18 protein-coding genes are annotated in these 23,580 nt (G+C 67.5%); 11 read left to right on the top strand and 7 right to left on the bottom strand.

Going from position 1 to position 23,580, the window contains the following annotated elements; genetic code table 11:
• Positions 1-31: 31 nt before the first annotated feature.
• The 3 genes from mrdA to AAW51_RS00590 are packed head-to-tail and all read left to right on the top strand — an operon-like array spanning position 32 to position 4,361.
• Entirely contained in the window at positions 32-2,272 is a 2,241-nt protein-coding gene (mrdA, locus tag AAW51_RS00600; protein ID WP_083437969.1) for a penicillin-binding protein 2, read from the top strand.
• Positions 2,269-3,426, top strand: a complete 1,158-nt coding sequence (gene rodA, locus AAW51_RS00595) for a rod shape-determining protein RodA (RefSeq protein ID WP_047193067.1) — start codon at positions 2,269-2,271, stop codon at positions 3,424-3,426. Before mrdA ends, rodA begins: the two co-directional genes overlap by 4 nt.
• Positions 3,423-4,361: an AraC family transcriptional regulator gene (locus AAW51_RS00590; RefSeq protein ID WP_157359538.1), complete on the top strand. Its 939-nt coding sequence runs from the start codon at positions 3,423-3,425 to the stop codon at positions 4,359-4,361. The genes rodA and AAW51_RS00590 overlap by 4 nt, the downstream gene beginning before the upstream one ends.
• Positions 4,362-4,504: 143 nt before the next feature.
• Here AAW51_RS00590 and AAW51_RS00585 read toward each other — a convergent pair whose 3' ends face one another.
• Both AAW51_RS00585 and AAW51_RS00580 read right to left on the bottom strand, forming a co-directional pair.
• Positions 4,505-5,926 carry an MATE family efflux transporter gene (locus tag AAW51_RS00585; RefSeq protein ID WP_047193065.1) on the bottom strand — a complete coding sequence of 474 codons (1,422 nt, stop codon included), beginning with the start codon at positions 5,924-5,926 and terminating at the stop codon, positions 4,505-4,507.
• Between the two features lie 1,141 nt (positions 5,927-7,067).
• Entirely contained in the window at positions 7,068-7,706 is a 639-nt protein-coding gene (locus AAW51_RS00580) for an acyl-homoserine-lactone synthase (RefSeq protein WP_047197225.1), read from the bottom strand.
• Between the two features lie 433 nt (positions 7,707-8,139).
• Here AAW51_RS00580 and AAW51_RS00575 point away from each other — a divergent pair, with 433 nt between their 5' ends.
• A complete protein-coding gene (locus tag AAW51_RS00575) occupies positions 8,140-8,619 on the top strand; it encodes a DUF4902 domain-containing protein (protein ID WP_053013221.1) in 480 nt (159 codons plus the stop codon).
• A gap of 62 nt (positions 8,620-8,681) precedes the next feature.
• On the opposite strand, the gene AAW51_RS00570 is transcribed toward AAW51_RS00575, so the two are convergent.
• The gene (locus AAW51_RS00570) at positions 8,682-9,434 is read right to left on the bottom strand and encodes an autoinducer binding domain-containing protein (RefSeq protein ID WP_047193064.1); all 753 of its coding nucleotides are present in this window, start codon (positions 9,432-9,434) and stop codon (positions 8,682-8,684) included.
• Between the two features lie 362 nt (positions 9,435-9,796).
• Here AAW51_RS00570 and AAW51_RS30560 point away from each other — a divergent pair, with 362 nt between their 5' ends.
• Entirely contained in the window at positions 9,797-10,210 is a 414-nt protein-coding gene (locus AAW51_RS30560) for a hypothetical protein (protein ID WP_047193063.1), read from the top strand.
• A 95-nt stretch (positions 10,211-10,305) separates the two neighbouring features.
• On the opposite strand, the gene AAW51_RS00560 is transcribed toward AAW51_RS30560, so the two are convergent.
• The 4 genes from AAW51_RS00560 to AAW51_RS00545 form a co-directional block, all read right to left on the bottom strand.
• The gene (locus AAW51_RS00560; RefSeq protein WP_047193062.1) at positions 10,306-13,995 is read right to left on the bottom strand and encodes a hydantoinase B/oxoprolinase family protein; all 3,690 of its coding nucleotides are present in this window, start codon (positions 13,993-13,995) and stop codon (positions 10,306-10,308) included.
• 206 nt (positions 13,996-14,201) lie between these two features.
• Positions 14,202-15,143: a lipase secretion chaperone gene (locus AAW51_RS00555; protein ID WP_053013220.1), complete on the bottom strand. Its 942-nt coding sequence runs from the start codon at positions 15,141-15,143 to the stop codon at positions 14,202-14,204.
• 444 nt (positions 15,144-15,587) lie between these two features.
• Complete coding sequence (locus AAW51_RS00550) at positions 15,588-17,060, bottom strand: sensor histidine kinase (RefSeq protein ID WP_047197222.1); 1,473 nt, start codon at positions 17,058-17,060, stop codon at positions 15,588-15,590.
• A gap of 78 nt (positions 17,061-17,138) precedes the next feature.
• The gene (locus AAW51_RS00545) at positions 17,139-17,810 is read right to left on the bottom strand and encodes a response regulator (RefSeq protein WP_047193061.1); all 672 of its coding nucleotides are present in this window, start codon (positions 17,808-17,810) and stop codon (positions 17,139-17,141) included.
• Positions 17,811-18,002: 192 nt separating this feature from the next.
• Here AAW51_RS00545 and recA point away from each other — a divergent pair, with 192 nt between their 5' ends.
• From recA to AAW51_RS00515, 6 genes are all read left to right on the top strand, one after another.
• Positions 18,003-19,115, top strand: a complete 1,113-nt coding sequence (gene recA / locus AAW51_RS00540) for a recombinase RecA (protein ID WP_047193060.1) — start codon at positions 18,003-18,005, stop codon at positions 19,113-19,115.
• A 37-nt stretch (positions 19,116-19,152) separates the two neighbouring features.
• Positions 19,153-19,605: a recombination regulator RecX gene (recX, locus tag AAW51_RS00535; protein WP_047193059.1), complete on the top strand. Its 453-nt coding sequence runs from the start codon at positions 19,153-19,155 to the stop codon at positions 19,603-19,605.
• 155 nt (positions 19,606-19,760) lie between these two features.
• Entirely contained in the window at positions 19,761-20,363 is a 603-nt protein-coding gene (locus AAW51_RS00530; RefSeq protein ID WP_047193058.1) for a DUF2889 domain-containing protein, read from the top strand.
• 13 nt (positions 20,364-20,376) lie between these two features.
• Complete coding sequence (sucC, locus tag AAW51_RS00525) at positions 20,377-21,537, top strand: ADP-forming succinate--CoA ligase subunit beta (protein ID WP_047193057.1); 1,161 nt, start codon at positions 20,377-20,379, stop codon at positions 21,535-21,537.
• A gap of 20 nt (positions 21,538-21,557) precedes the next feature.
• Positions 21,558-22,451, top strand: a complete 894-nt coding sequence (sucD, locus tag AAW51_RS00520) for a succinate--CoA ligase subunit alpha (RefSeq protein ID WP_047193056.1) — start codon at positions 21,558-21,560, stop codon at positions 22,449-22,451.
• Between the two features lie 321 nt (positions 22,452-22,772).
• Positions 22,773-23,489, top strand: coding sequence for a TerC family protein (locus tag AAW51_RS00515; protein ID WP_047193055.1), 717 nt, complete (start codon positions 22,773-22,775; stop codon positions 23,487-23,489).
• Positions 23,490-23,580 lie beyond the last annotated feature (91 nt).

Genomic DNA, 23,580 nt, shown 5'->3' with positions numbered 1-23,580 from the left:
GCCCGAGGCTTGAAGGGCGAGTAGTCCCCCGATGACCGAACTGAAAAACGTCGAACTCGAGCTGTCGCGCTTTCGCGCGAGGGTGCTGTTCGCCGCTGCGATGGTGCTGCTGGGCTTCGGCCTGGTGTTCGCCCGCCTCGCCTATCTGCAGGTGCTGCGCTACGACGAGCTGTCGACGCGGGCCGAGAACAACCGCATTTCGGTGGTGCCCATCGTGCCCAACCGCGGGCTGATCCTCGACCGCAACGGCGTCGTGCTCGCCAACAATTACTCGGCCTACACGCTGGAGCTGACGCCGTCGAAGCTGGCCGACCTGGACGCGACCATCGACGAGCTGGCGCAGGTGGTCAACGTCTCTGCAGCCGACCGGCGCCGCTTCAAGCGGCTGATGGAGGACTCGAAGAGCTTCGAGTCGCTGCCGCTGCGCACCCGGCTCAGCGACGAGGAGGTGGCACGTTTTGCGGTGCAGCGCTACCGCTTCCCGGGCGTCGACATCAAGGCGCGGCTGTTCCGCAACTATCCGCTGGGTGAGGTCGGCGCGCATGTGATCGGCTACATCGGCCGCATCAACCAGGCCGAGAAGGAAAAGATCGACGAGTCGGAAGACGCCGCCAACTACCGGGGCACCGACTACATCGGCAAGCTGGGCATCGAGCAGAGCTACGAGCGCGAGCTGCACGGCGTCACCGGCTTCGAGGAAGTCGAGACCAGCGCCGGCGGGCGGGCGGTGCGGCGGCTGCGTTCCAGCCCGGCCACGCCGGGCAACACCGTGGTGCTGTCGATCGACATCAAGCTGCAGGCCCTGGTGGAGCAGCTGTACGGCAACCGCCGCGGGGCGCTGGTGGCCATCGACCCCAAGACCGGCGAGGTGCTGGCCTTCGTCAGCAAGCCCAGCTTCGACCCCAATCTGTTCGTCGACGGCATCGACGTCGAGAACTGGAAAGCGCTCAACGAGTCGATCGACAAGCCGCTGCTGAACCGCGCCTTGCGCGGCACCTATCCGCCGGGCTCGACCTTCAAGCCCTTCATGGCGATGGCGGCGCTCAACTCGGGCAAGCGCGGCCCGCACCAGGTCATCTTCGACGGTGGTTCGTTCATGTTCGGCAACCACCGCTTCCGCAGCCACGGCGACGGTGGCCTCGGCATGGTCGACATGCACCGCTCCATCGTCAAATCGAGCAACGTCTACTACTACTCGCTGGCCAACGAGATGGGCGTCGACCTGATGTACGAGCAGCTGGCCCCGTTCGGCTTCGGCCAGCTGACCGGCATCGACATCGAGGGTGAGGTGCGCGGGGTGCTGCCGTCCACCGCGTGGAAGCGCAAAGCCTACAAGCGCCCCGAGCAGCAGAAATGGTATGCCGGCGAAACCATCTCGCTGGGCATCGGCCAGGGCTACAACAACTTCACGATGCTGCAGCTGGCGAACGCGATGGCGACGCTGGTGGCCGGGGGCGAGCGGCATCGACCGCACCTGGTGCGCGAGATCCGCGACGTGGTCAGCCGCGAGCGCCGGGCGGTGGGTGTCGAACACATCGAGCCGCTCGACCTGAAACCCGAGCACGTCGACGTGATCCGCCGGGCCATGTACGGCGTGACGCAAGAGGGCACCTCCACCCGTGTCTTCATGGGGGCGCCCTACCAGAGCGGCGGCAAGACCGGCACCGCGCAGGCTGTCGGCGTGCGCCAGAACGAAAAGTACAACGCGTCGCGCCTGGCCGAGTACCTGCGCGACCACTCGCTCTACACGGCCTTCGCACCGGTGGACGACCCGAAGATCGCACTGGCGGTCATCGTCGAGAACGCCGGCTTCGGCGCGCAGGCGGCGGCCCCGATCGCGCGCCGCGTGCTCGACTACTGGTTGAGCGGCGTCTATCCGAGCGAAGAAGACATCGCCGCGTCGCAACGCAGCGAAACCTCGGCGCCCATCGGCACCCCGCGTCTCGCGGCGCAGGTGGCCCTGCCGGCTGCGGTCGCCGCCGTGCCGTCCACCGGCGCCAGCGCCCCGGCGCCCACCGCAGCGCCGGCAGTGGTGCCCAGCGGCACCGCTGCCCCCGCGATCGCGACGACGCCGGCAAGCGCCCCCGCCAGCGCACCAGCCGCGGCCGGCTCGGCGCCCCTGCCGAGCGAATCCGCACCGCCTCTGCCCGACAAGCCGGCAGCACCGCGCCCCGGCAGCCCGCTGCCGCCCGCACCGACGCCGGCACCGTCCCCCGTGCCGGTACCGGCGCGCGAGCCGTCTCCCACCCTGCCGATCGTGGAGGTGCGATGAACGTCGCCTTCAAGAAGCCGTCGCTCTGGCAACGCACCAAGCCGCTGTTCCTGGGCTTCGACGGCTGGCTCGCGCTGGCCTTGTTGGCCTTGTGCGGCGCCGGTCTGCTGATCATGTACTCGGCGGGCTTCGACCACGGCACGCGCTTCGTGGACCACGGCCGCAACATGCTGATCGCAGCGAGTGTGGTGTTCGTCGTCGCGCAGATCCCGCCGCAGCGTCTGATGGCCATCGCCGTGCCGCTGTATGTCGCCGGCGTGCTGTTGCTGCTCGGCGTCGAGTTCGCCGGCATCACGCGCAAAGGCGCCACCCGCTGGCTCAACATCGGCGTGACGGTGATCCAGCCGAGCGAGCTGCTCAAGATCGCGCTGCCGCTGATGCTGGCCTGGTGGTTCCAGCGTCGTGAGGGCCAGCTGCGGGTGCCCGACTTCCTCGTCGCCGTGATGCTGCTGGCGGTGCCGGTTGGGCTGATCATGAAACAGCCGGACCTGGGCACCGCGCTGCTGGTGCTGTCGGGCGGGCTGTACGTGATTTTCTTCGCCGGGCTGTCGTGGAAGCTGATCATCCCGGTGCTCAGCGGCGGCGCCATCGCGATCACCGCGCTGGTGCTCTCGGAAGAGCGCATCTGCCAGCCCGAGGTCGATTGGCCGGTCCTGCACAGCTACCAGAAGGGCCGCGTCTGCACCTTGCTCGACCCGACCAAGGACCCGCTCGGCAAGGGCTTCCACACGCTGCAGGGCATGATCGCGATCGGCTCGGGCGGCGTGCACGGCAAGGGTTTCATGAAGGGCACGCAGACCCACCTCGAGTTCATTCCCGAGCGCACCACCGATTTCATCTTCGCTGCCTATTCCGAAGAGTTCGGCCTGGTCGGCGGGGTGTTGCTGCTGCTCGGCTTCACCTTCCTGATCTTCCGCGGGCTGATGATCGCCAGCGACGCGCCGACGCTGTTCTCGCGGCTACTCGCCGGTGCGACGTCACTCAGCTTTTTCACCTACGCCTTCGTGAACATGGGCATGGTCAGCGGCATCCTGCCCGTGGTGGGCGTGCCGCTGCCCTTCATCAGCTACGGGGGCACGGCGATGGTGACACTGGGGCTGGGCATCGGCATCCTGATGTCGATCGCGAAGAGCCGGCGCATGATGGTGTCTTGAGCCTGCCGCGCCCGCCGACCACCATGCCACGTCCGCCGACGCCGACGAACCCCCCCGACCCTTCCGACAGCCACACCCGCCGCATCAACCGGGTGCTGGATCACATCGACGCCCACCTCGACGGCGATTTGCGCCTGGAGCCGCTGGCCGAGCTGGCGGCTTTCTCGCCCTTTCATTTCCACCGCGTGTTTCGCGCGTGGACCGGCGAGACGCTGCAAGACTTCGTGCGCCGGCGTCGGCTCGAAGCCGCCGGCGCGCGCTTGCGGCATGTACCGCAGTTGCGTGTCACCGAGCTGGCGCTCGCCTGCGGCTTCGCATCGGGTGAAGCCTTTGCGCGCGCGTTTCGCCGCCACTTCGGCATGAGCCCGAGCGAGTGGCGCGACGGCGGGCATGCCGAATGGGAGGTGCGAGAGAGCAGCCGAACGCGTCCCCTGCCACCGCTGCCCCGCTACCGTGTCGAGCTGAAGCAGCTGCCCGACATGGAATTGCTGTACTGGCGCGTGCACGGCGACTACGGCCAGGTGGTCGACCCGGCTTGGGCTCGCTTCGTGCCGTGGATAGCCGAGCTGGGGCTGGCCGGGCATCCCCTGATCGGCATGGGACTGGACGATCCGGACATCACGGCGCCGTCCCGCTGCCGTTTCGACGCCTGTGTGGTCCTGCCGCTTGGTTGGGCCGACACGCGAGTGCGCGCACCGCGCAAGCGCGTCACGGCGGGCTGGTATGCCTGCCTCGATTTCGAAGGGCCCGGGGCGGCAGTCGGGCCGGCCTGGACCCAACTGCTGCGGGACTGGCTGCCGCACGGCGGCATGTCCCTGCGCGACGGGCACTTCTTCGAGCGCTACGCGGCGGATCAAACCATGCCGTCACCCGAGCGGGTGCGGTGCGAGCTGTGCATGCCGGTGGCCCGCGACGGGACTGCGCCGGATTTTTGAGAAAGCCCGAGGAGCGAGTCCACGTCCACGACCTGCTGCGTGGGCGGAGCCATCTTGTGCGGCGCAGCAACGCCCTGCGTCAAACGCCTTCGCCCATCGCCATCCCTGCCGCCCGGCTCGCGCCGGCGACCGGCGCGGTGTCTTCACGCCATCGCGTCGAGGCCCAGTCGCTTGCGCAGCAGGCGGCGGCGCGTCGCGCGAGCGTGCGGTACCCATCCCTGGCGATACCAGCGCGCCGCCATCGTCAGGCCGCGCAGCCACTCGTCGGCTGCGTAGGCGATCCACACGCCCACCAGCCCCAGCCCGAGGTGGACACCGAGGAACCACGCGCCGCCTGCGAGCACGATGAGCATCGAGGCGGCGCCGGCCGCGACCGGAAAGCGCGCGTCGCCGGTCGCCCGCAAGGCATTGATGACGACCAGGTTGAAGGTGCGACCCGGTTCGAGCAACACCGTCAGCCACAACAGCTGCCGGGCGGTCGCGATGATGTGCGGGTCGTCGGTGAACCAGCGCAGGTACCAGGGCGCCGCCAGGGCTGCCAGCAACGCGATGCCGGTCGACACCATCAGACCCAGCTTGAGGCTGTTGCGCACCAGGCGGTGCGCCTCGTGCAGTTGGCCGGCGCCGATCAGGTGGCCGACCAGGATTTCGCTCGCGAAACCGGTGGCCAGCCCGAACAGCAGGATGAAGTACATCACCTGCATCGTGTAGCTGTGGGTGGCCAGTTCTGCGGCCCCCATGCGCGCCACCACCGCGATGCTGACCATCAACGCGATGCGGTACGCCACGCTTTCCGCAGCCCCCGGCAGTCCGATGTGGAGCACCGGCCGCAGCCGTTGCCACCGCACCTCCCACCAGTCGCGGGCGCGCGGCACGAGTTGCAGGCGGCGCCGCCACAGCCACAGATGGAAGGCGATGCCGAAGGCGCGGCTCAACGCCATCGCAATCGCAAACCCGACCAGACCGAGCGGCGGCAGCGGCCCGACGCCCTGCATCAGCGGAAGGCACAACAACAGGTGCAGCGCGTGCATCGCCAGCATGTTGTAGAGCGTGTCGCGAGCATGCAGGTGCGCCCGCATGACCGAGGCCATCGTCGCGTTGTAGGCGTCGAGCGCGAGGACGGCCGCCGCCGCCGTCAGATACGGCAAGGCGAGCGGCAAGATGCTGTGCGGCGCGTTCATCCAGCCGAGCAGCACGGGTGCCGACAAAGCGACCACCGCCGCGGTGGTCCAGCCCATCCAGGATGTCGCTGCCAACGAGGCCCGGGCGGTCTGATCGGCCCCCGCACGGTTGCCGGCGCCGAGGTTTTGGGTGAGCACCACGCTGACACCCATGCTCACCACTCGGAACAGAATGAAAAACGCAGCTTGCAGGTGGTTTACCAATGCAAACGCCCCGGCGGCCTCGTCCGAGATGCGCGAGGCCATCGCGAGCCCGGCCAGGCCCACCGAAATGCCCAGCAGCAACTCGGTGAACAAGGGCCAGGTGATCGAAAACAGCGCCGGCCGTGGCGGAAACGCAGCCGAATAGCGTGAGGCGGCGGTGGCCGTGGAAGAGGAGGTCATACAGCAAAGGTCGCCAGGGCAGGCTCCAGGCGCTGGCGAGAGGCAAGGATGGGAACGAGGCATTGTCTCGATGTAACTCGACTGGCCCCTTCGAAGCCTCAGATGCCCCCAATTAGTTCGCGGTTTACACTAATTCGGCGCCGACGGCAGGGGACAAGGCGCTCCCAACGCCCGGCCCTGTCGCGCCTCCCCGGCCGCCCTTCTTTCATTGCGCGTTCCGTGGCGTCAGGCGGGTTACGACGTCTGCCACAGTGCCCTTCTCGAGCCCGGTCTGCCGGACGCAGACGGAGCTGTTTTTTGTGTCATCCGCCTACACCACCCTGCTGGGGGCAGGGCTGTGCCGTGCTTCATCAGCATCACATCGGGCTATCAACTGGCTGACAACCCCCCTCATTCAGGGGGGGTCCAAACGTCCCATCTAGTTGCATCAAGGCAACGAATGTCTATCCCCCGCAAGGGGGGAAGCCTCCACCGCGAGTGACACGAGTTCCGCTGTGCAGGACTATGGCTGGGACGCACCGACGTGCAGAACAAGTAAGAGCCGCAACGACTCTGCTCGTCTCGGGCCTCGTGTTCGTTGGGCCATCCGTATTTAGCCGAACGTGCTGCTGGCGCGAGCACTGGCGCCCGCCGACAGACACCGCGTCAACGACTTCCCGCGGCCACGTCGCGGTGGTCAAGGGGAGGTGCCCGGAAGGCAGAGGAGGGCGGCACGCCCCGGCCGGCCCCGCTCGACGAGACCTCAAGCAGGGGCCGGTGTCGTAGCGTGCCGGGTATCGGATGGGGCCAGCGTCTCAAGGGCGAGTGCTCGGCGCGGGCGCGACGCCGAGCACTACGCGCGCTTTTGGCCTTCTCCCAGCCGGGCGATCACCTCGTGTGAGGCGATGGGGCGCCGCCAGGACGTCCGGCGGGGTGCCCGGGCGCAGCGCGAGCCAGCGTGGGAGCGGCGAGAACATGTCGAAAACAAGCCGGCCTTCGGGCTGTTCAGCCGAGGCCGCCTTCGGGGCGCGCCGACGGCCCCTGCACCACCCTCGGGCGGGGCCCTGGTCTGCAGTCCTGTCACGGCCCACCCCTGTCGGGTTCGCCTAGCGAGAAAGCGCTGTCAGCAAGATCCGGACGCTCGCCCCACAGGGCCTTCCTCTCAGGCCGGAAGTTGGGGCCCGGAGACCGGCGCCTTGGTCGGCGCGACGGGGGCTTGATGGCCGAGCCCTTGGCGCAGGGCATGGATGGACTGACGGTCGACCTCGATCCAGCAAGCGAACAGGTGCTGCCCGTTCACCGCGACAGGTGGCCCCGCCCGGTGCGCGTGAACGCCAGCCCGCCGCAGCAGCCGCTCGACACCCAGCGGAGAGACAGTGATGAAACGTTTGACGCCGCGCTTGGCCGCATGCTCCAGCGCCGCGGCCAGCAATTGCTCCGCGACCTTCAACTCCTGGTGCGACAACCGGTCCGGAGCGCCACAGTCCATCGACGCGAAGCGCGACAGCTCCCACACGTCGCTGCCGACCGGGGGTGCTTCCTGCAGCAACTGCGGAAAGACTTTGGCCAGCAGGTAGGAGCCAGTGGTCGGCAACAGCCGGGCACAACCGCAGATTTCACCACGCTCGTTGCGCGCGATCACGTACATCGTGTGCGGGCCGTCGAATTCGTCCGTCTCCGCGTTGCCTTGAACGGGAAGGTCCCAGCCAAGGGTTTCAACGAACACCCGGTATCGGTAGGCGGCAAGGGCGTTGGTGATGCCCGGCGCCAATGTATCGCCTGTTCCGCAAATGATCTCCACGGGATCCTCCTCCAGCAAGCTACTTTTCAGGAGCGCCAGATTTCAGATCACCCCCCCACCCGCAACAACTGTCAGGATTGACAGAACTGACAGGTGCTTATCTTGAGGGATAACGCGGCTCGCTTTATGCTGGACGGCTCTCCCCTGACAAATCAGACACTACCCACTGCCGCAGGCGGCCTCTAGCATCCTGCGGCACTGCCCAGGGAAACACAGATGCGGGTGGGCGGCCAAGGCGACACGGTTCGAACGGCCCGGGCTTCGCCACCCAGATGAGACAACCGCTGGCACCAGGCGCGCCAGTCATGTAATCAGTCGAACTCCCATGACAAGGACATTCCGGTCTGGGCGCCGCGCAGTCCTCGGGCGGTATTGGATCACCTGCGGAAGCACTTCAGCGCCCCCGGCACCCGCCGGCGGCAACAAGACGCGGGTGCACGACGACGTGCGCCGCGACTTCCCCGCGGCAGCGGCGCGTCGGCCTGCACCGCCAGCGCTCGCCACCTCGTTCACCCTGAACGTCGGCCCGCCCTCACAACCCGACGACGGCTACCTGCGGCTGACGTGGGCGATCGTGATGTCGACGCGCTTCACTCACTTGTTCTCCGGCCTTGACATCGACCTGCAGGCACGACCACGCTGCGGCGAGGCCATGCCAAGCATCATGGGGTACACCGAGTGGGTCAGTTGTGAAGCCCCGATGGTGTCGCTGGGCTGGGACTGGCAAGTTGATCCCGGCAGCGGGCTGCCGATGCTGCTCGCGCCCGGGGTGAGGAGCAATTTGATGCTGGTCGACGAGCGCCGGTCCGACCTGGGGCCGGCGCTGACGATGCAGTTATTGAACGAACGCCTGAATGCCCTGGACTGGCAGCTGACAGTTGCCCAGGCCGTGGGCATCGCGCCGCCCGGATGACCCTGCTTGGCCGTCCAGAGGCGCTCACGCGCGTCAGGCCGGCCACCCTCGAACACCCCGGTTCAGAGAAAACCGAGCACTGCCGCACGGATCGCGGCCGCCGTCTTGTTGCTCGCACCGAGCTTGCCCATGGCATTGCTGATGTGGAAATTCACGGTGCGCTCTGAAATGTTCAAGATGTCAGCGACTTCGTTCGAGGTCTTGCCGTCGGCGGTCCACCGCAACACCTCCGTCTCGCGCTCGCTCAACCGGATATCGAACTCCGGCATCAAGCGAGTTGAAACACGGTCGCTCATGCCCTGGTGGCCCACCTGCGCCAGCCAGTACATCTTCGACATCTTGGTCTTCAACTCCGTCGACGTCAGTTCGCCGCTGGAACGCGAGAGCGTCAGCAGGCTGCGAATCCCGTTCGGATCTCGATACGCCAGCGCCCAGCCCACCTTCAGGCCGAACGACCGTGCCTCTTCCCACAACTCGCGGCTGGATGCAAAGACGCTGTCGGACCAGACCAGCGGCAGCGATGAACGCATGCCGTGGTGCACTGTCGGGTCGACTGCGACATAACCCCGCTCCTGGTAACGCTGCTGCCAGCTGAGCGGATAGTTATTGAACATCGCGATGCGCGGGTTGGAAAGCGGCAACGGCATGCGCAAGCCGTACGCGCAGAAATCGAAGCCGAGATCCTGGGCCACAGAAGTGAGCCGCGAAAACAGCTCCGCCTCCGAACCGATCGTCAAAGTGAGCCGCGAAAACAGCTCCGCCTCCGAACCGATCGTCAGCAAGGAGTGGATATCTTCCTCCTGCCACGCTTTCATGGATCCTCCTATCCCTCTGCTTACAGCGGCCTCAAGTGACCGACCGCCGCCATTCCCGTCGAGTCCTCAGAGCACGTGCATATACAGGCACTGCATCGTTCGCCGCATCACACAAGACGCTCCGAAGTGATCGCATTATTCGCGTCTCTGCCCGCTCTAATATGTGTGCAAGCGTTGCAAGACCGGAAACGGCGCCACCGGATCGAGCCGCTGGCTTCAAAGGGTCATCGGCCAGATGCGCGATCGCTGAGAAGATGATATACGCAGCCGTGGCGCTTGTGCGCCATCGCCGCCGTCCGCGCCGGGGCACCCGCGCGTCTCACATGCCCGAACTTCGTTGGGTTCACTTCGGGAGACGACCCATGCTGCCGTGGTTGTGGTTGTGGAACCCGAACATCCATTGGCCGTTCAGCGGCGATGTGGTGCAAGACATCGCACCCGACACCCGCTGGTTCTTCGGTGCGATACCTCCCCGCGCCGGGGTCGGCGCGCTGGAGAAGGAGATTTTCGAGACCGCGTCCTACGGGCGGCAGCTCGGGCTGTTGATGGACGTCGTGCTGGCGTTGTCGGACCAGGCCGAGTGGCAGACCGACGAACAGCGTCGGCGCCATGTCGAGTTGCAGGCGGTGCATCGCGAGATCGAGCGGGTCAAGGGCAGCCATCGCGAGGCCTTGCTGGCGTCTGCCACGGCGGCCCTCGAACGCCTGCAATCGTCCGACCCCGACGCCTTTCGGCAAGTCCTGGCCCGCTTTGGCTCCCGCAGCTCCCCCGGCTGAGCCACCACGGGCCGCCGCCTCGGCCGCTCGAAGCGCCGATAGCGGGCGCGCACCGACGCCGACGGATGGCGATGGCAACCGCCAGCGTACGGAGGTCAGGGCGCTCGACCGTAGCCACCACCGCCCGGGGTCTCGATGATGAACAGGTCGCCGGGGGCCATGTCGGCCGAGCCGATATGACCCAACACTTCGGTGCGGCCGTCGGCGCGCACCACCCGGTTGCGGCCCGCCGCTCCGGCCGCGCCCCCGGCGAGACCGAATCCGCCCGCGCCGCGCCCGTTCGACAGGATGGAGGCGGTCATCGGCGCGAGGAACCGCACGACGCGGGTGCCCCCGTCGCCGCCCCGCCAACGTCCCGCGCCGCCGCTGCCAGCTCGGATCTCGTAACGCTCGAGCCGCACCGGATAGCGAAACTCCAGCACCTCCGGGTCGGTCAGGCGCGAGTTGGTCATGTGAGTCTGCACGACACTCGTGCCGTCGAAGCCCCGCGCCCCATCCCTGTCCCCGCCGGCAGCCGCACCGGTGCCGGACGCCACGGTCGCGCTGGTGTCGATCCCCGCCCCCGATCCCCCGGCAATGGTCTCGTAGTACTGATACCTCTCGTCCCCGAAGGTGAAGTTGTTCATCGTCGGCTGGCTGCCGGCCAGCACGCCGAGCGCACCGTACAGAGCATTGGTGACGCAAGTGGACACTTCGACGTTGCCCGCGACGACAGCTGCGGGGGGCAGCGGGTTCAGCATGGAGCCGGCCGGCACGATGACCTCGAGGGGCTTCAGGCATCCCGCGTTGAGCGGGATGTCAGCGTCGACGAGGGTGCGGAACACGTACAGCACCGCGGCCATCGTGACGGCGCGAGGTGCATTGAAGTTGTCAGGCAGCTGCGCGGAGGTACCGGTGAAGTCGATCACCGCCGAGCGCCGCTCGCGGTCGATGCGAACCGCCACGCAGATGCGCGCGCCGTTGTCGAGCGCGACACTGAAGCGCCCGTCACGCGACAGCGAGGGATCGAGCCGTGCGATCGCCATCCGCACGCTTTCCTCGGCGTTGTCCTGCACGTGGCACATATACGCCCGCACCGTGTCGAGCCCGAACTGCGCCACCATCGCCCGCAGCTCCTGCACGCCTTTCTCGTTGGCCGCCACCTGCGCCCGCAGGTCGGCCAGGTTCTGCCGCGGATTGCGCGCCGGATGGGGACCTGCGGTCAGCAGCGCCAACAGCTCGGCCTCGCGCAGCACCCCGGCTTCGACCAGCTTCACGTTGTCGAGCAACACGCCTTCTTCGTCGATCGTGCGGGAAAAGGGCGGCATCGAGCCCGGCGAGATCCCGCCGATGTCGGCGTGGTGGCCGCGCGAGGCGACATAGAACAGCACCTCGACGCCAGCGTCGTCGAACACGGGTGTCACGACGGTGACGTCGGGCAAATGGGTGCCGCCGTGGTACGGGTCGTTGAGCACATAGACGTCGCCCGGCGCCATCTCGGGATTGCGGGCGATCACGGTCTTGATCGACTCGCTCATCGACCCCAGGTGCACCGGCATGTGGGGCGCATTCGCGATCAGGTTGCCGTCGCCGTCGAACAGCGCACAGGAGAAGTCGAGCCGCTCTTTGATGTTGACCGAATAGGCCGTGTTCTGCAGCCGCAGGCCCATCTGTTCGGCGATGTTCATGAACAGGTTGTTGAACACTTCGAGCATCACGGGGTCGGCCGCGGTACCCACCGCATGCTGCCGCGGGCGGGGCACCACTCGCGACAGCTCGATGTGATCGAGCCCCGTGACGCGCGCCTGCCAGCCGGGCTCGACGACCGTCGTGGCGTTCCGTTCGGCGATGATGGCAGGGCCGTCCACTACCGCGCCGGGGCGCAGCGACGCGCGCAGGTACAGGCCGGTGCCATGCCACTGCCCGTCGGCGTGCATCTGCACCACGGTGTCACGCTCGGGTTGATGTTCGGGCGCTTCGGCTTGGGGCTCGACCACCGCATCGCCGGGTGCGAGGGCTTCGACCGAGACCGACTCGATGATCAGCGCCTTGTCCGGCATCAGGAAGGCAAAGCGCTGGCGATAGGCTTGCTCGAACGCCGCGCGCAGCGCCGCAGGCGCACCGAGCGGGACCACCAGCGCCGTGTCGGTGCCTTCGTAGCGCAGGTGCACCCGGCGCTGCACCTGCAGGCGCTCCGGCGCGCAACCCTGGGCCAGCAGTTCCTGGCGCGCCTGCTCGGCAATCACCTCCAGGGCCGCTTCCGCCCTTTGCATGCCCATGCCAGCGTCGTCGAGCGGCTGTTCGACGGCCGCCTCACGCATCGCCGACTGGTCGGCCAGGCCCATGCCGTAGGCCGACAGCACACCGGCGTGCGGGTGCACAAACACTCGGGTCATGCCGAGGGCATCGGCTACCGCGCAAGCGTGCTGCCCACCCGCGCCGCCGAAACACTGCAAGGTGTAGCGCGTGATGTCGTAGCCGCGCGCCACCGAGATCTTCTTGACCGCGTTGGCCATGTTCGCCACCGCAATCTGCAGGAAACCTTCGGCCAGTTCCTCGGGGGCGACCACCCGGCCCGACTTGCGGCCCACCTCGTCAGCCAACGTCGCGAAGCCTTGCAAGACCACACCACGGTCCAGCGGATCGTCGCCTTGGGGGCCGAACAACTTCGGGAAATAGTCTGGCTGGATCTTGCCCAGCATCACGTTGGCATCGGTGGTGGTCAACGGCCCGCCGCGCCGGTAGCACGCCGGCCCGGGCGATGCCCCGGCAGACGCTGGCCCCACCCGCAGCCGGGCACCGTCGAACTCGAGGACCGACCCGCCGCCCGCCGCCACGGTGTGGATGCTCATCATCGGCGCGCGCATGCGCACGCCCGCCACTTGCGTCTCGAAGGCGCGCTCGAACTCGCCGGCGTAGTGCGACACATCGGTCGAGGTGCCGCCCATGTCGAAGCCGATCACCTTGTCGTGTCCCGCCGCCAGCGCGGTGCGCACCATGCCGACGATGCCGCCTGCAGGCCCGCTGAGGATGGCGTCCTTGCCTTGGAAGCGGTCGGCCAGTGTCAGGCCACCGGACGACTGCATGAAGTACAGCGGCACACCGGGCATCTCGTTGGCGACCTGCTCGACATAACGCCGCAGGATCGGCGACAGATAGGCGTCGACCACCGTGGTGTCGCCGCGCGAGACGAATTTCATCAACGGGCTGACGCGGTGCGAGACCGACACCTGCGTAAAGCCGACGTGATGCGCGAGTTCGGCCGCCAGCGCCTCGTGTTGCGGATAGCGCCAGGCGTGCATGAAGACGATCGCGCAGGCGCGCGACCCGTCGTCGTAGGCTTGCTGCAGCGCCCGGCGCAGGGCCGAGCCGTCGAGTGCTTCGACGACCTCGCCGTCGGCGCCGATGCGCTCGTGCGCTTCGATGACACGCTCGTACAGCAACTCGGGCAACACGATGTGCCGGTCGAACAGCCGCGGCCGGTTCTGGTACGCGATGCGCAGCGCGTCGCGGAACCCCCGCGTGGTCACCAGCACGGTCCGGTCGCCCTTGCGCTCGAGCAGTGCGTTGGTGGCCACCGTGGTGCCCATCTTCACGCACTCGACCCGGTCCGGCGTGATCAAATCCTCCTCTGCGATCCCCAGCAAACGCCGGATCCCGGCCACCGCGGCGTCGCGGTAGTGCTCCGGGTTCTCCGACAACAGCTTCGCCGTGGCGATCGAACCGTCGGGGCGTTTGGCCACCACGTCGGTGAAGGTGCCGCCACGGTCGATCCAGAACTGCCAGCGGCGAGCCATAGAAGTCATCGCATCCCCCATGCCGCGCAGACGGCGGCGAGCCGGTTCACAAAGGTGCGGCCGAGAGACCGCAGACGGTGCGGCACAAGCCGACGTAGTCGCCCGGCGACCCACCCCCATTGCGGCATGACTCTAGCTGACCGTCACGGCGCACCGCCAGTGGCAACGGGTACCCCACGGTGCCCCGGCGGTGCGGGAGCTGCGACGCCGACGTGTCAGCGCGCTGCCATCAAGGCCAGGACCCGCATCCGCTCGGCCGCGTCGAAATGCTCCTGAAGGTAGCGTTCGATGGCCGCATCGCGCTGCGGCTGCGACAACTCGGGTGCCCGACGCAAGGCCTCGATCTCGGCATGCGCCCGCAACAGCCTGCGTTGCCACTGCGCCCAAGCCTCGTCTTCCTGGCGGAGCCGCTCCGCGGCCTCCGGGCCGAACTGCGCGACACGCTGCTGGTGCAAGGTGGCGGCGTCTAGCCGTCGCGGATCGGGCAGCAGGGCCGACACCTGAGCAGCAGCCTCGCCGGTGATGTGCCGCGCCAGCGCCTCTTCTTCCTCGCGGTAGAACGCCTCGGCCCACGCCGGCCCGAGGATTTGGCGGCGCACCCGTTGCCGTTCGGCCAGCGCGGCCGACCAGGCACTGCGGTCGTCGAGCTGCACCTGTTGGGTAAACCCGTAGCGCTGCAGCGCGAGGTAACGCTCCCATACCGTCTTGATCTGGGCCACCGCTTCCGGCGCCAGCTCGCGTGCTGCCTGCTGCAGCATCAGCCGGCCGATGTCGTCCACGCTCACCTCGCCGTGGGCCGACAGGTAGTAGTCGAAGCGACGACGCAGGCCAAGGCCCGGGCGCAACTGGCCTTGCGCATCGAGGGCCCAATCGCCGTCGGGCGTGGTGCCGCGCAGCGAACCTCGCTCGAACACGCGCCGCTCGATCTGCGCCAGGGGCGCTTCCACCGCCGCAGACGCGGCATGGCCACCGGAGCCGGCCGCCATGACGCTGAACCCCGTGGCCCGGCCGACCGGCGCGCCCTTGTCCTGGACGGGCGGCACCGGATCGCTCGGGGCCAGCCACCACCACCCGGCCACGACCGCCAAGGCCGAGGCCAGAGCCCCGGCAGCCAGCCTCGCGGCCACCCGCCGCCGCGTGCCCTCGCCGGCGCTCACAGGCCGCCTCCACCGCAAGCACTGTCACGCTGACACGCTGCATGCGGATGAACACAGGCGCTGCGGTCGCCCCGCATGCGCGCTGCCCGCTCGAGCGCATCCAAATACAAGCGAAGCGGCGCCGGCTGCGCCGCGGTGATGCAACTACCCTTCACGCCGTTCTCCTTGCCTGGCAACGGTGCGAGGCCTGCCGCGATCGAGGCGGATACCGGGCTGCTGCACCGCAGGACTGACATTGAATCGCGGTGGCGGCCGGATGGCGCCCGGGGTTTTCCCAGACCTGCGGTGCAGCAAAGTGATCGGCGCCGGCGCTCGCGGTGGCGGCGCCGCATCAGCCGTCACTTGCGGCTGTCCGGCCCGGTGCATGCGGCGATGCGACCGCCAGGCGGCGTCGTTCGCGGACCGCACCGGGGCGCCGAGAGGCGGGCGCAGCCGTTCAATCCGTCAGGGGTGCACTTCGTTCGGAGAATCGGCCGAAGGTGGTGGCGCCGCCGCGGGGGCGACCGGAAAGCGCACCGTGATGAGCGTGCCGCGGCCGTGGGCGGCCGCAGGGTCGACCGGGGACGCCGGCAGCGCGCGCGCGTCTTCCACGCTGATGTCGGCGTCGTGCTGTTGCGCGATCTCTCGCACGATGGCCAGCCCGAGTCCGCTGCCGTCCACGCCGGTGCCAAGCGCCCGATAGAAGGGTTGGAACACGAGCTCACGTTCGGTCACCGGAATGCCCGGGCCGGAATCCTCGACCTGCACCACCCCGACCTGCCCGAAGGGGTCGTGAACCACGCGCACGGTCACGGTGCCGCCTTCAGGCGTGTAGAGGATCGCGTTGTCGACCAGGTTGCGGATCAGCTCCTTGACCAGCAACGGGTTGCCGAGCACGCGCACCGGCGTCCCGCCGAAGTAGCGGGCCTGGTCCGGACCTTCGTAGCCCAGATCGATGCGCTTTTCGAGCGCGCGCGGCACGAAATCGCGCACGGCATCGGCGGCCAGGCGCGCCAGCGCCACGTCCTGGCGGTGCAGCGACTGGCCCTGGTTCTCCGCCCGCGCGAGCGCCAGCAGCTGGTTCACCAGATGCGCTGCGCGCTGGCTGGAGTGCGCGATCTGGCGCAGCGACTTCTTCAGTTCCTGGGGGTCGCGCTGCCCCGCGTCGATTTCGCGCTGCGCCAGTTCCGCCTGCATGCGCAGGCCCGCCAGCGGCGTCTTGAGCTGATGGGCGGCGTCGGCCAGAAAGTGCTTCTGCGCCTTGATCGACTGATCCAAACGCCCGAGCAGGTCGTTGATCGAGCGCACCAGGGGCGCCACTTCCTCGGGCGCCTCACGCTCGTCGATCGGGCTCAGGTCGTCGCTCTGGCGCCGGCGGATGCGCTCCTGCAGCTCGGCCAGAGGTGCGATGCCCCGCGCCAGCGCCAGCCAGACCAGCAGCACCGCCACCGGCAGAATCACGAACTGCGGCAGGATCACGCCCTTGATGATTTCGGTGGCGAGCTGCGAACGCTTGTTGAGCGTCTCGGCCACCTGCACCAGCCCCAGCGACCGCCCGGCCTCGCCCGGCAAGGGCACGAACACGTAAGCCACGCGGATCGCGTCGTTGTGAACCTCCGCGTCGCGGTATTTGAGCTCGCCCGCCCGCCCACTCTGTTCCACCGTGGGCTGCGGCAGCTGCGGGTCGCCGGCCAGGTACTCGCCGCGCGAGCCCACCACCTGGAAGTACACCGTGTCGGCGTTGTCCGCCTGCAGCATCTCGGCGATCGTCTCCGGCAACTGCAGGCCGCCCTTGACGTCGGCGTTCGAGATCTGCTGCCCGAGCGAGCGCGCCACCTCGCCCAACGCGCGGTCGAAGGGACGCGCGGCGATGTCCTCGGCCACCAGCCACGTCAGCGCCACGCTCATCGGCCACAGCAGCAGCAGCGGCGCGAGCATCCAGTCGAGGATCTCGCCGAACAGCGAGCGTTGTTCCCGTATCACGGCAGGCGGCCGGCGGCGCGCCACACGCGGCGCTCAGCCCGGAATCTTCTCAAGACAGTACCCGAGCCCACGCACCGTGGCGATGCGTATCGGCCCTTGTTCGATCTTCTTGCGCAGGCGGTGGATGTAGACCTCGATGGCGTTGTTGCTGACTTCCTCGCCCCATTCGCACAATCGCTCGACCAGCTGGTCCTTGCTCACCAGGCGGCCGGCGCGTTGTAGCAGCACTTCGAGCAGGCTGAGTTCGCGCGCCGACAGCTCCACCATCTGGTCATGAATGTAGGCCACGCGGCCGGTCTGGTCGAAGGTCAGCGGACCGTGCTTGATGACGCTCGACGCGGTGCCTAGGCCGCGTCGCGTCAACGCCCGCACGCGCGCTTCGAGCTCCTGCAGCGAGAACGGCTTGGCCATGTAGTCGTCGGCGCCCAGGTCGAGGCCCTTGACGCGCTCCTCGATGCTGTCGGCCGCCGTCAGGATCAGCACCGGCGTTGTCGTGCCGCGCGCCCGCAGGCGCTTGAGCACTTCGAGACCGTGCAGCTTGGGCAACCCAAGGTCGAGGATCACCAGGTCGAACTCGTGCGACGACAGGGCAGCGTCGGCCTCGGCGCCCGACCCGACCTGGTCGACCGCATAGCCGGAGTTTCGCAGGGACCGAAGCAGGCCGTCGGCCAGCACTTGATCGTCTTCCGCGATCAGGATACGCATGAGGGTCTCCGGCAGCAGGTGGGCATGCTGTGTGGGCGGGAAGTCGATCGTGACGCGATTGTAGGGATGCCGACAGGGATACCGTCCCCAAGAGAAATACCGAGGCCGGGGGACCGATCGATGCGACACACAGCACAAGCACTGTACAAACATCCAGCTTTTGCGATAATGCCGCGATCAACGGAGAACTGCATGGACGCACCCACCAAATCTGCCCTGAACACCGAAAAGGCGAAAGCCCTGCAGGCCGCGCTGGCCCAGATCGAAAAGCAGTTCGGCAAGGGCTCGATCATGCGATTGGGCGAAGGCGAGGCGGTCGAAGACACCCAGGTGGTCTCGACAGGTTCGCTCGGGCTCGACATCGCACTGGGCGTCGGCGGCCTGCCGCGCGGCCGGGTGGTTGAGATCTACGGCCCCGAATCGTCGGGCAAGACCACGCTGACCTTGCAGGTGGTGTCGGAGATGCAGAAGCAGGGCGGCGTCTGCGCCTTCATCGACGCCGAGCATGCGCTCGACGCGCAATACGCCCAGAAGCTGGGCGTCAACCTGCAAGACCTGCTGATTTCCCAGCCTGACACGGGCGAGCAGGCGCTCGAAATCGTCGATGCGCTGGTGCGCTCCGGCTCGGTCGATTTGATCGTCGTCGACTCGGTCGCCGCGTTGACACCCAAGGCAGAACTCGAAGGCGAGATGGGCGACAGCCTGCCCGGTCTGCAGGCGCGACTGATGAGCCAGGCGCTGCGCAAGCTGACCGCCACGATCAAGAAGACCAACTGCATGGTCATCTTCATCAACCAGATCCGGATGAAGATCGGCGTGATGTTCGGCTCGCCCGAAACCACCACCGGCGGCAATGCATTGAAGTTCTACGCGTCGGTGCGGCTCGACATCCGCCGTGTCGGCTCGATCAAGAAGGGCGAGGAAGTCATCGGCAACGAGACCAAGGTCAAGGTCGTCAAGAACAAGGTGGCGCCGCCGTTCAAGACAGCCGACTTCGACATCCTCTACGGTGAAGGCATCAGCCGCGAAGGCGAAATCATCGACATGGGCGTGAATGCCCGCATCGTCGAGAAATCGGGCGCCTGGTATGCCTACAACGGCGAAAAGATCGGCCAAGGTAAGGACAACGCCCGCGAGTTCCTGCGCGAGAACCCCGACATCGCCTTCGAGATCGAGAACAAGGTGCGCAGCTCGCTGGGCATCCCGCTGCTGGCCGGGGCGGCGCCCTCGGCCGCCGCCGACGCGCCGGCCGAAAAGCCCGAGAAGCCGGCCGGCCGCGGCAAGGCCGCCGCCAAGGACGAGTGACTCGCACCCCTGCGGTGCGCACAGGCCGGGGGCACCGGTGGGTTTCGGCAAGCTGTCGCTGAAGGGCCGGGCGTTGAAGTATCTGGCCGCGCGCGAGCACTCGCGCCGTGAGCTGGAGCGCAAGCTTGCGCCGCACGAAGAAGAGCCGGGCCAGCTGCAGGCGGTGCTCGACCAACTCGAAACCCAGGGTTTGCTGTCGCAGGCCCGTTTCGTCGAGTCGGTGATGCACCGCAAGTCGGCCCGCTTCGGCACCGCGCGGTTGCGGCAGGAACTGCACGGGCATGGGCTGGACACCGAGCTGGTGGCCGAGGCGCTCGAGCGCGCGCGCGGCACTGAATACGAACGCGCGCAGGCGGTCTGGCAGCGCAAATTCGGCCTCGTCGCCACCGAGCCGGCAGAGCGTGCCCGTCAGATGCGCTTTCTCGCCGGCCGCGGTTTTTCGGCCGAGGTGATCCGCCGTGTGGTGCGCGGCACCGACGACGACCTGTGACGCCGGGCCGCAAGGCCGCCACTTCCGGCCCCTCGTCGCCCCGCCGACAAGCCCCCGCCGGTTACAAACCCTCCTTGACAGGCAGCTGCAAGGTTTGATGCGACGCACCATGCTAAAGTGACGGGCTCGCCGACACTCGCCTGAAACCGGCTGACATGGCTCTTCCCACGGCTGCTCCCCAACGCCAGCTCAAGCACCGCCGCAGCATCGACCTTGCCGTCTATGTCCGTGACGACGGCCTTTGGGAGGTCGACGCCCGCCTGGTCGACGTCAAGACGCGCGACCACCAACTGGCCAGCGGCGTCCGCCGCGCCGGCGAGCCCTTCCACGACATGACCTTGCGGCTGGTGGTCGATCGCGAACTCAACATCGTGTCGGCCGGCGCCGTCACCGACAGCATGCCCTACCCGGGGCACTGCGACCAGCACGGCGACGCCTACGCGCGCCTGGTGGGCCTGAACCTGTTCCGCAACTTCCGCCAGGCCGTCAAAGAGCGCCTGGGCGGCATACACGGCTGCACCCACATCACCGAGATGACCCAGGTGCTTCCCACCGCCGTGATCCAGGCCTTTGCCGGCGAGGTCTTCGACGTGCGCGAAGGCGCGAGCGCCGACACCCAACAAGCCCCGTTCCAGCTCGACCGCTGCCATGCGCTGCGATCGGATGGTGAAGCGGTGCGCCTCCATTACCCGCGCTGGTACCGGCCCCACGAAGGCCAGTCCGGTCTCCTGCAACCCTCCCCCGTAGAACCGTCTTAGAGAGCGACACACCATGAAGATCCATGAGTACCAAGGCAAGGAGATCTTGCGCAATTTCGGTGTGCCGGTGCCGCGCGGCTATCCCGCGTTCACCGTGCAGGAAGCCATCGAAGCGGCACAGAAGCTCGGGGGCCCGGTGTGGGTGGTGAAGGCCCAGATCCACGCCGGTGGCCGTGGCAAGGGCGGTGGTGTGAAGCTGGCGCGCTCGCTGGACGAGGTCAAGTCGCTGTCGGAGCAGATCCTGGGCATGCAGCTCAAGACCCACCAGACCGGCCCGGAAGGCCAGAAGGTGCGCCGCCTGATGATCGAAGAAGGCGCCGACATCAAGAAGGAATACTACGTCGCCGCCGTCACCGACCGCGGCACGCAGCGCGTCGCGATGATGGCCTCCAGCGAAGGCGGCATGGACATCGAGGAAGTGGCGCACGCCACCCCCGAGAAGATCATCAAGGTGTTCGTCGACCCGGCGGCGGGCCTGACCGACGCCCAGGCCACCGAACTGGCCAAGGGCATCGGCGTGCCCGACGCCTCGGTGGCCCAGGCCATCGACGTGTTCCGCAAGCTCTATGAGTGCTACATGGCGACCGACGCCAGCCTGGCCGAGATCAACCCGCTGATCCTCGAGGGCAACGGCAACATCAAGGCGCTCGACGCCAAGTTCAACTTCGACGCCAACGCGCTGTTCCGCCATCCCGAGATCGTCGCCTACCGCGACCTCGACGAAGAAGACCCGGCCGAAATCGAAGCCTCCAAATTCGACCTGGCCTACATCCAGCTCGACGGCAACATCGGTTGTCTGGTCAACGGCGCGGGCCTGGCCATGGCGACGATGGACACCATCAAGCTGTTCGGCGGCGAGCCGGCCAACTTCCTCGACGTGGGCGGCGGCGCGACCGCCGAGAAGGTCACCGAGGCCTTCAAGATCATGTTGAAGAACCCCAACGTGAAGGCCATCCTGGTCAACATCTTCGGCGGCATCATGCGCTGCGACGTGATCGCCGACGGTGTCATCACCGCCAGCCGCGCGGTGGGCCTGAAAGTGCCGCTGGTGGTGCGCATGAAGGGCACCAACGAAGACCTGGGCAAGAAGATGCTGGCCGAATCCGGCCTGCCCATCATCTCCGCCGACACCATGGCCGAAGCCGCGCAAAAAGTCGTGGCCGCGGTGAAGTAATTGCCCTGAGAGGAATCGATATGAGCATCCTGATCAACAAGGACACCAAGGTCATCACCCAGGGCATCACGGGCAAGACCGGGCAGTTCCACACCCGCATGTGCCGTGACTACGCGAACGGCAAGAACTGCTTCGTGGCCGGCGTGAACCCCAAGAAGGCCGGCGAAGACTTCGAAGGCATTCCCATCTATGCCAACGTCGGTGAAGCCGCCAAGGCGACCGGCGCCACCGTGTCGGTCATCTATGTGCCGCCCGCCGGCGCTGCTGCCGCGATCTGGGAAGCCGTCGAGGCCGACCTCGACCTGGCGATCTGCATCACCGAAGGCATCCCGGTGCGCGACATGCTCGAAGTGCGCAACAAGATGAAGGCCAAGGTCGCGGCGGGTGGCAAGGAAACGCTGCTGCTGGGCCCGAACTGCCCCGGCCTGATCACGCCCGACGAAATCAAGATCGGCATCATGCCCGGCCACATCCACCGCAGGGGCCGCATCGGCGTGGTCTCGCGCTCGGGCACGCTGACCTATGAAGCGGTGGCGCAGCTGACCGAACTGGGCCTGGGCCAAAGCTCGGCGGTCGGTATCGGCGGCGACCCGATCAACGGGCTCAAGCACATCGACGTGATGCGCATGTTCAACGACGACCCCGAGACCGACGCCGTCATCATGATCGGTGAGATCGGCGGCCCGGACGAGGCCGAAGCGGCGCGTTGGTGCAAGGACCACATGAAGAAGCCGGTGGTCGGCTTCATCGCCGGCGTCACCGCGCCGGCCGGCAAGCGCATGGGCCACGCCGGCGCGCTGATCTCGGGCGGCGCCGACACGGCCGACGCGAAGCTGGCCATCATGGAAGAGTGCGGCTTCAAAGTCACCCGCAACCCGTCCGAGATGGGCAAGCTGCTGAAGAGCGTGATCTGATCGGCAGTTGAGCGACACGGAAGGCCGCGCTGGCGGCCTTCCGCGTTTTTGGCGCAAGCGCGAACACGAGGTCGGATCGACCGCGAGCGATGGGTCAAGCAAGCGCAGGGACACCGTCACCGAGCAGCCGGCCAACCGGCAGCGAGGGCCGCTCAGGTTCAACCGCCCGGCCTCGGCTGAACACGACGCAGGCCGCCGGGGGGCTCTTGAACGCTACGTACTTCCTCGCAAGGGGGGCGTCCAGCGCGCCTCTACACTTGCGCCAATCTCGCCCTGCGATGCGCATCGTCGCGATTTCAATTCATCTCTGAAGGACTGGACGTGGAGCAATTCCTCACAGCCGAGTTCTGGCTCGCGGTGGGCCAGATCATCATGATCGACATCCTGCTCGGCGGCGACAACGCCGTCGTGATCGCGCTTGCCTGCCGCAAGCTGCCGCCCGCCCAGCGCCGCCTCGGCATCCTGTGGGGCACGGCCGGCGCGATCGGCTTGCGCGTCGTGTTGATCTTCTTCGCGTTGACGCTGCTGAAGATCTCTTTCCTGAAGATCGTCGGCGCGCTGCTGCTGCTGTGGATCGGCATCAAGCTGCTGGCCCCCGAAGACGAGGATGCGCACGGCAACATCCAGGCCAGCGACAAGCTGTGGGCGGCCGTGAAGACCGTCATCGTGGCCGACTTCGTGATGAGCCTCGACAACGTGATCGCGATCGCAGGGGCCGCCGAAACCGCCGGCCCGGGTCACCAGATGCCGTTGGTGATCTTCGGCCTGCTGGTCAGCATCCCGATCATCGTCTGGGGCAGCCAGTTGGTGATCAAGCTGATGGACCGTTTCCCGGTCATCATCACGCTCGGCGCGATGCTGCTGGGCTGGATCGCCGGCACCATGGCACTCACCGACCCGGCCGTCACCACCTACTTGCCCCAACTGCCGCAGACCGACACGGTCAAATACGCGTCGGGCATCGGCGGCGCACTGATCGTGCTGCTCATCGGCAAGCTGCTCGCACGCCGCCACACGGCATCCCAGCCGGCAGCCTGACACCACGACGCGCTCGCGTCGACGGCCCGCCGTCCCCACGACAGGGGACGGCAAGGGCAAAGCCCCCCGCTAGACTCTGTTCCAGAGCCAG

Origin of the sequence: Caldimonas brevitalea (assembly GCF_001017435.1) — a bacterium.
Lineage (GTDB): Bacteria > Pseudomonadota > Gammaproteobacteria > Burkholderiales > Burkholderiaceae_C > Caldimonas > Caldimonas brevitalea.
The sequence above is the reverse complement of the archived record's forward strand: the minus strand, read 5'-3'. Positions and strand labels throughout refer to the sequence as shown.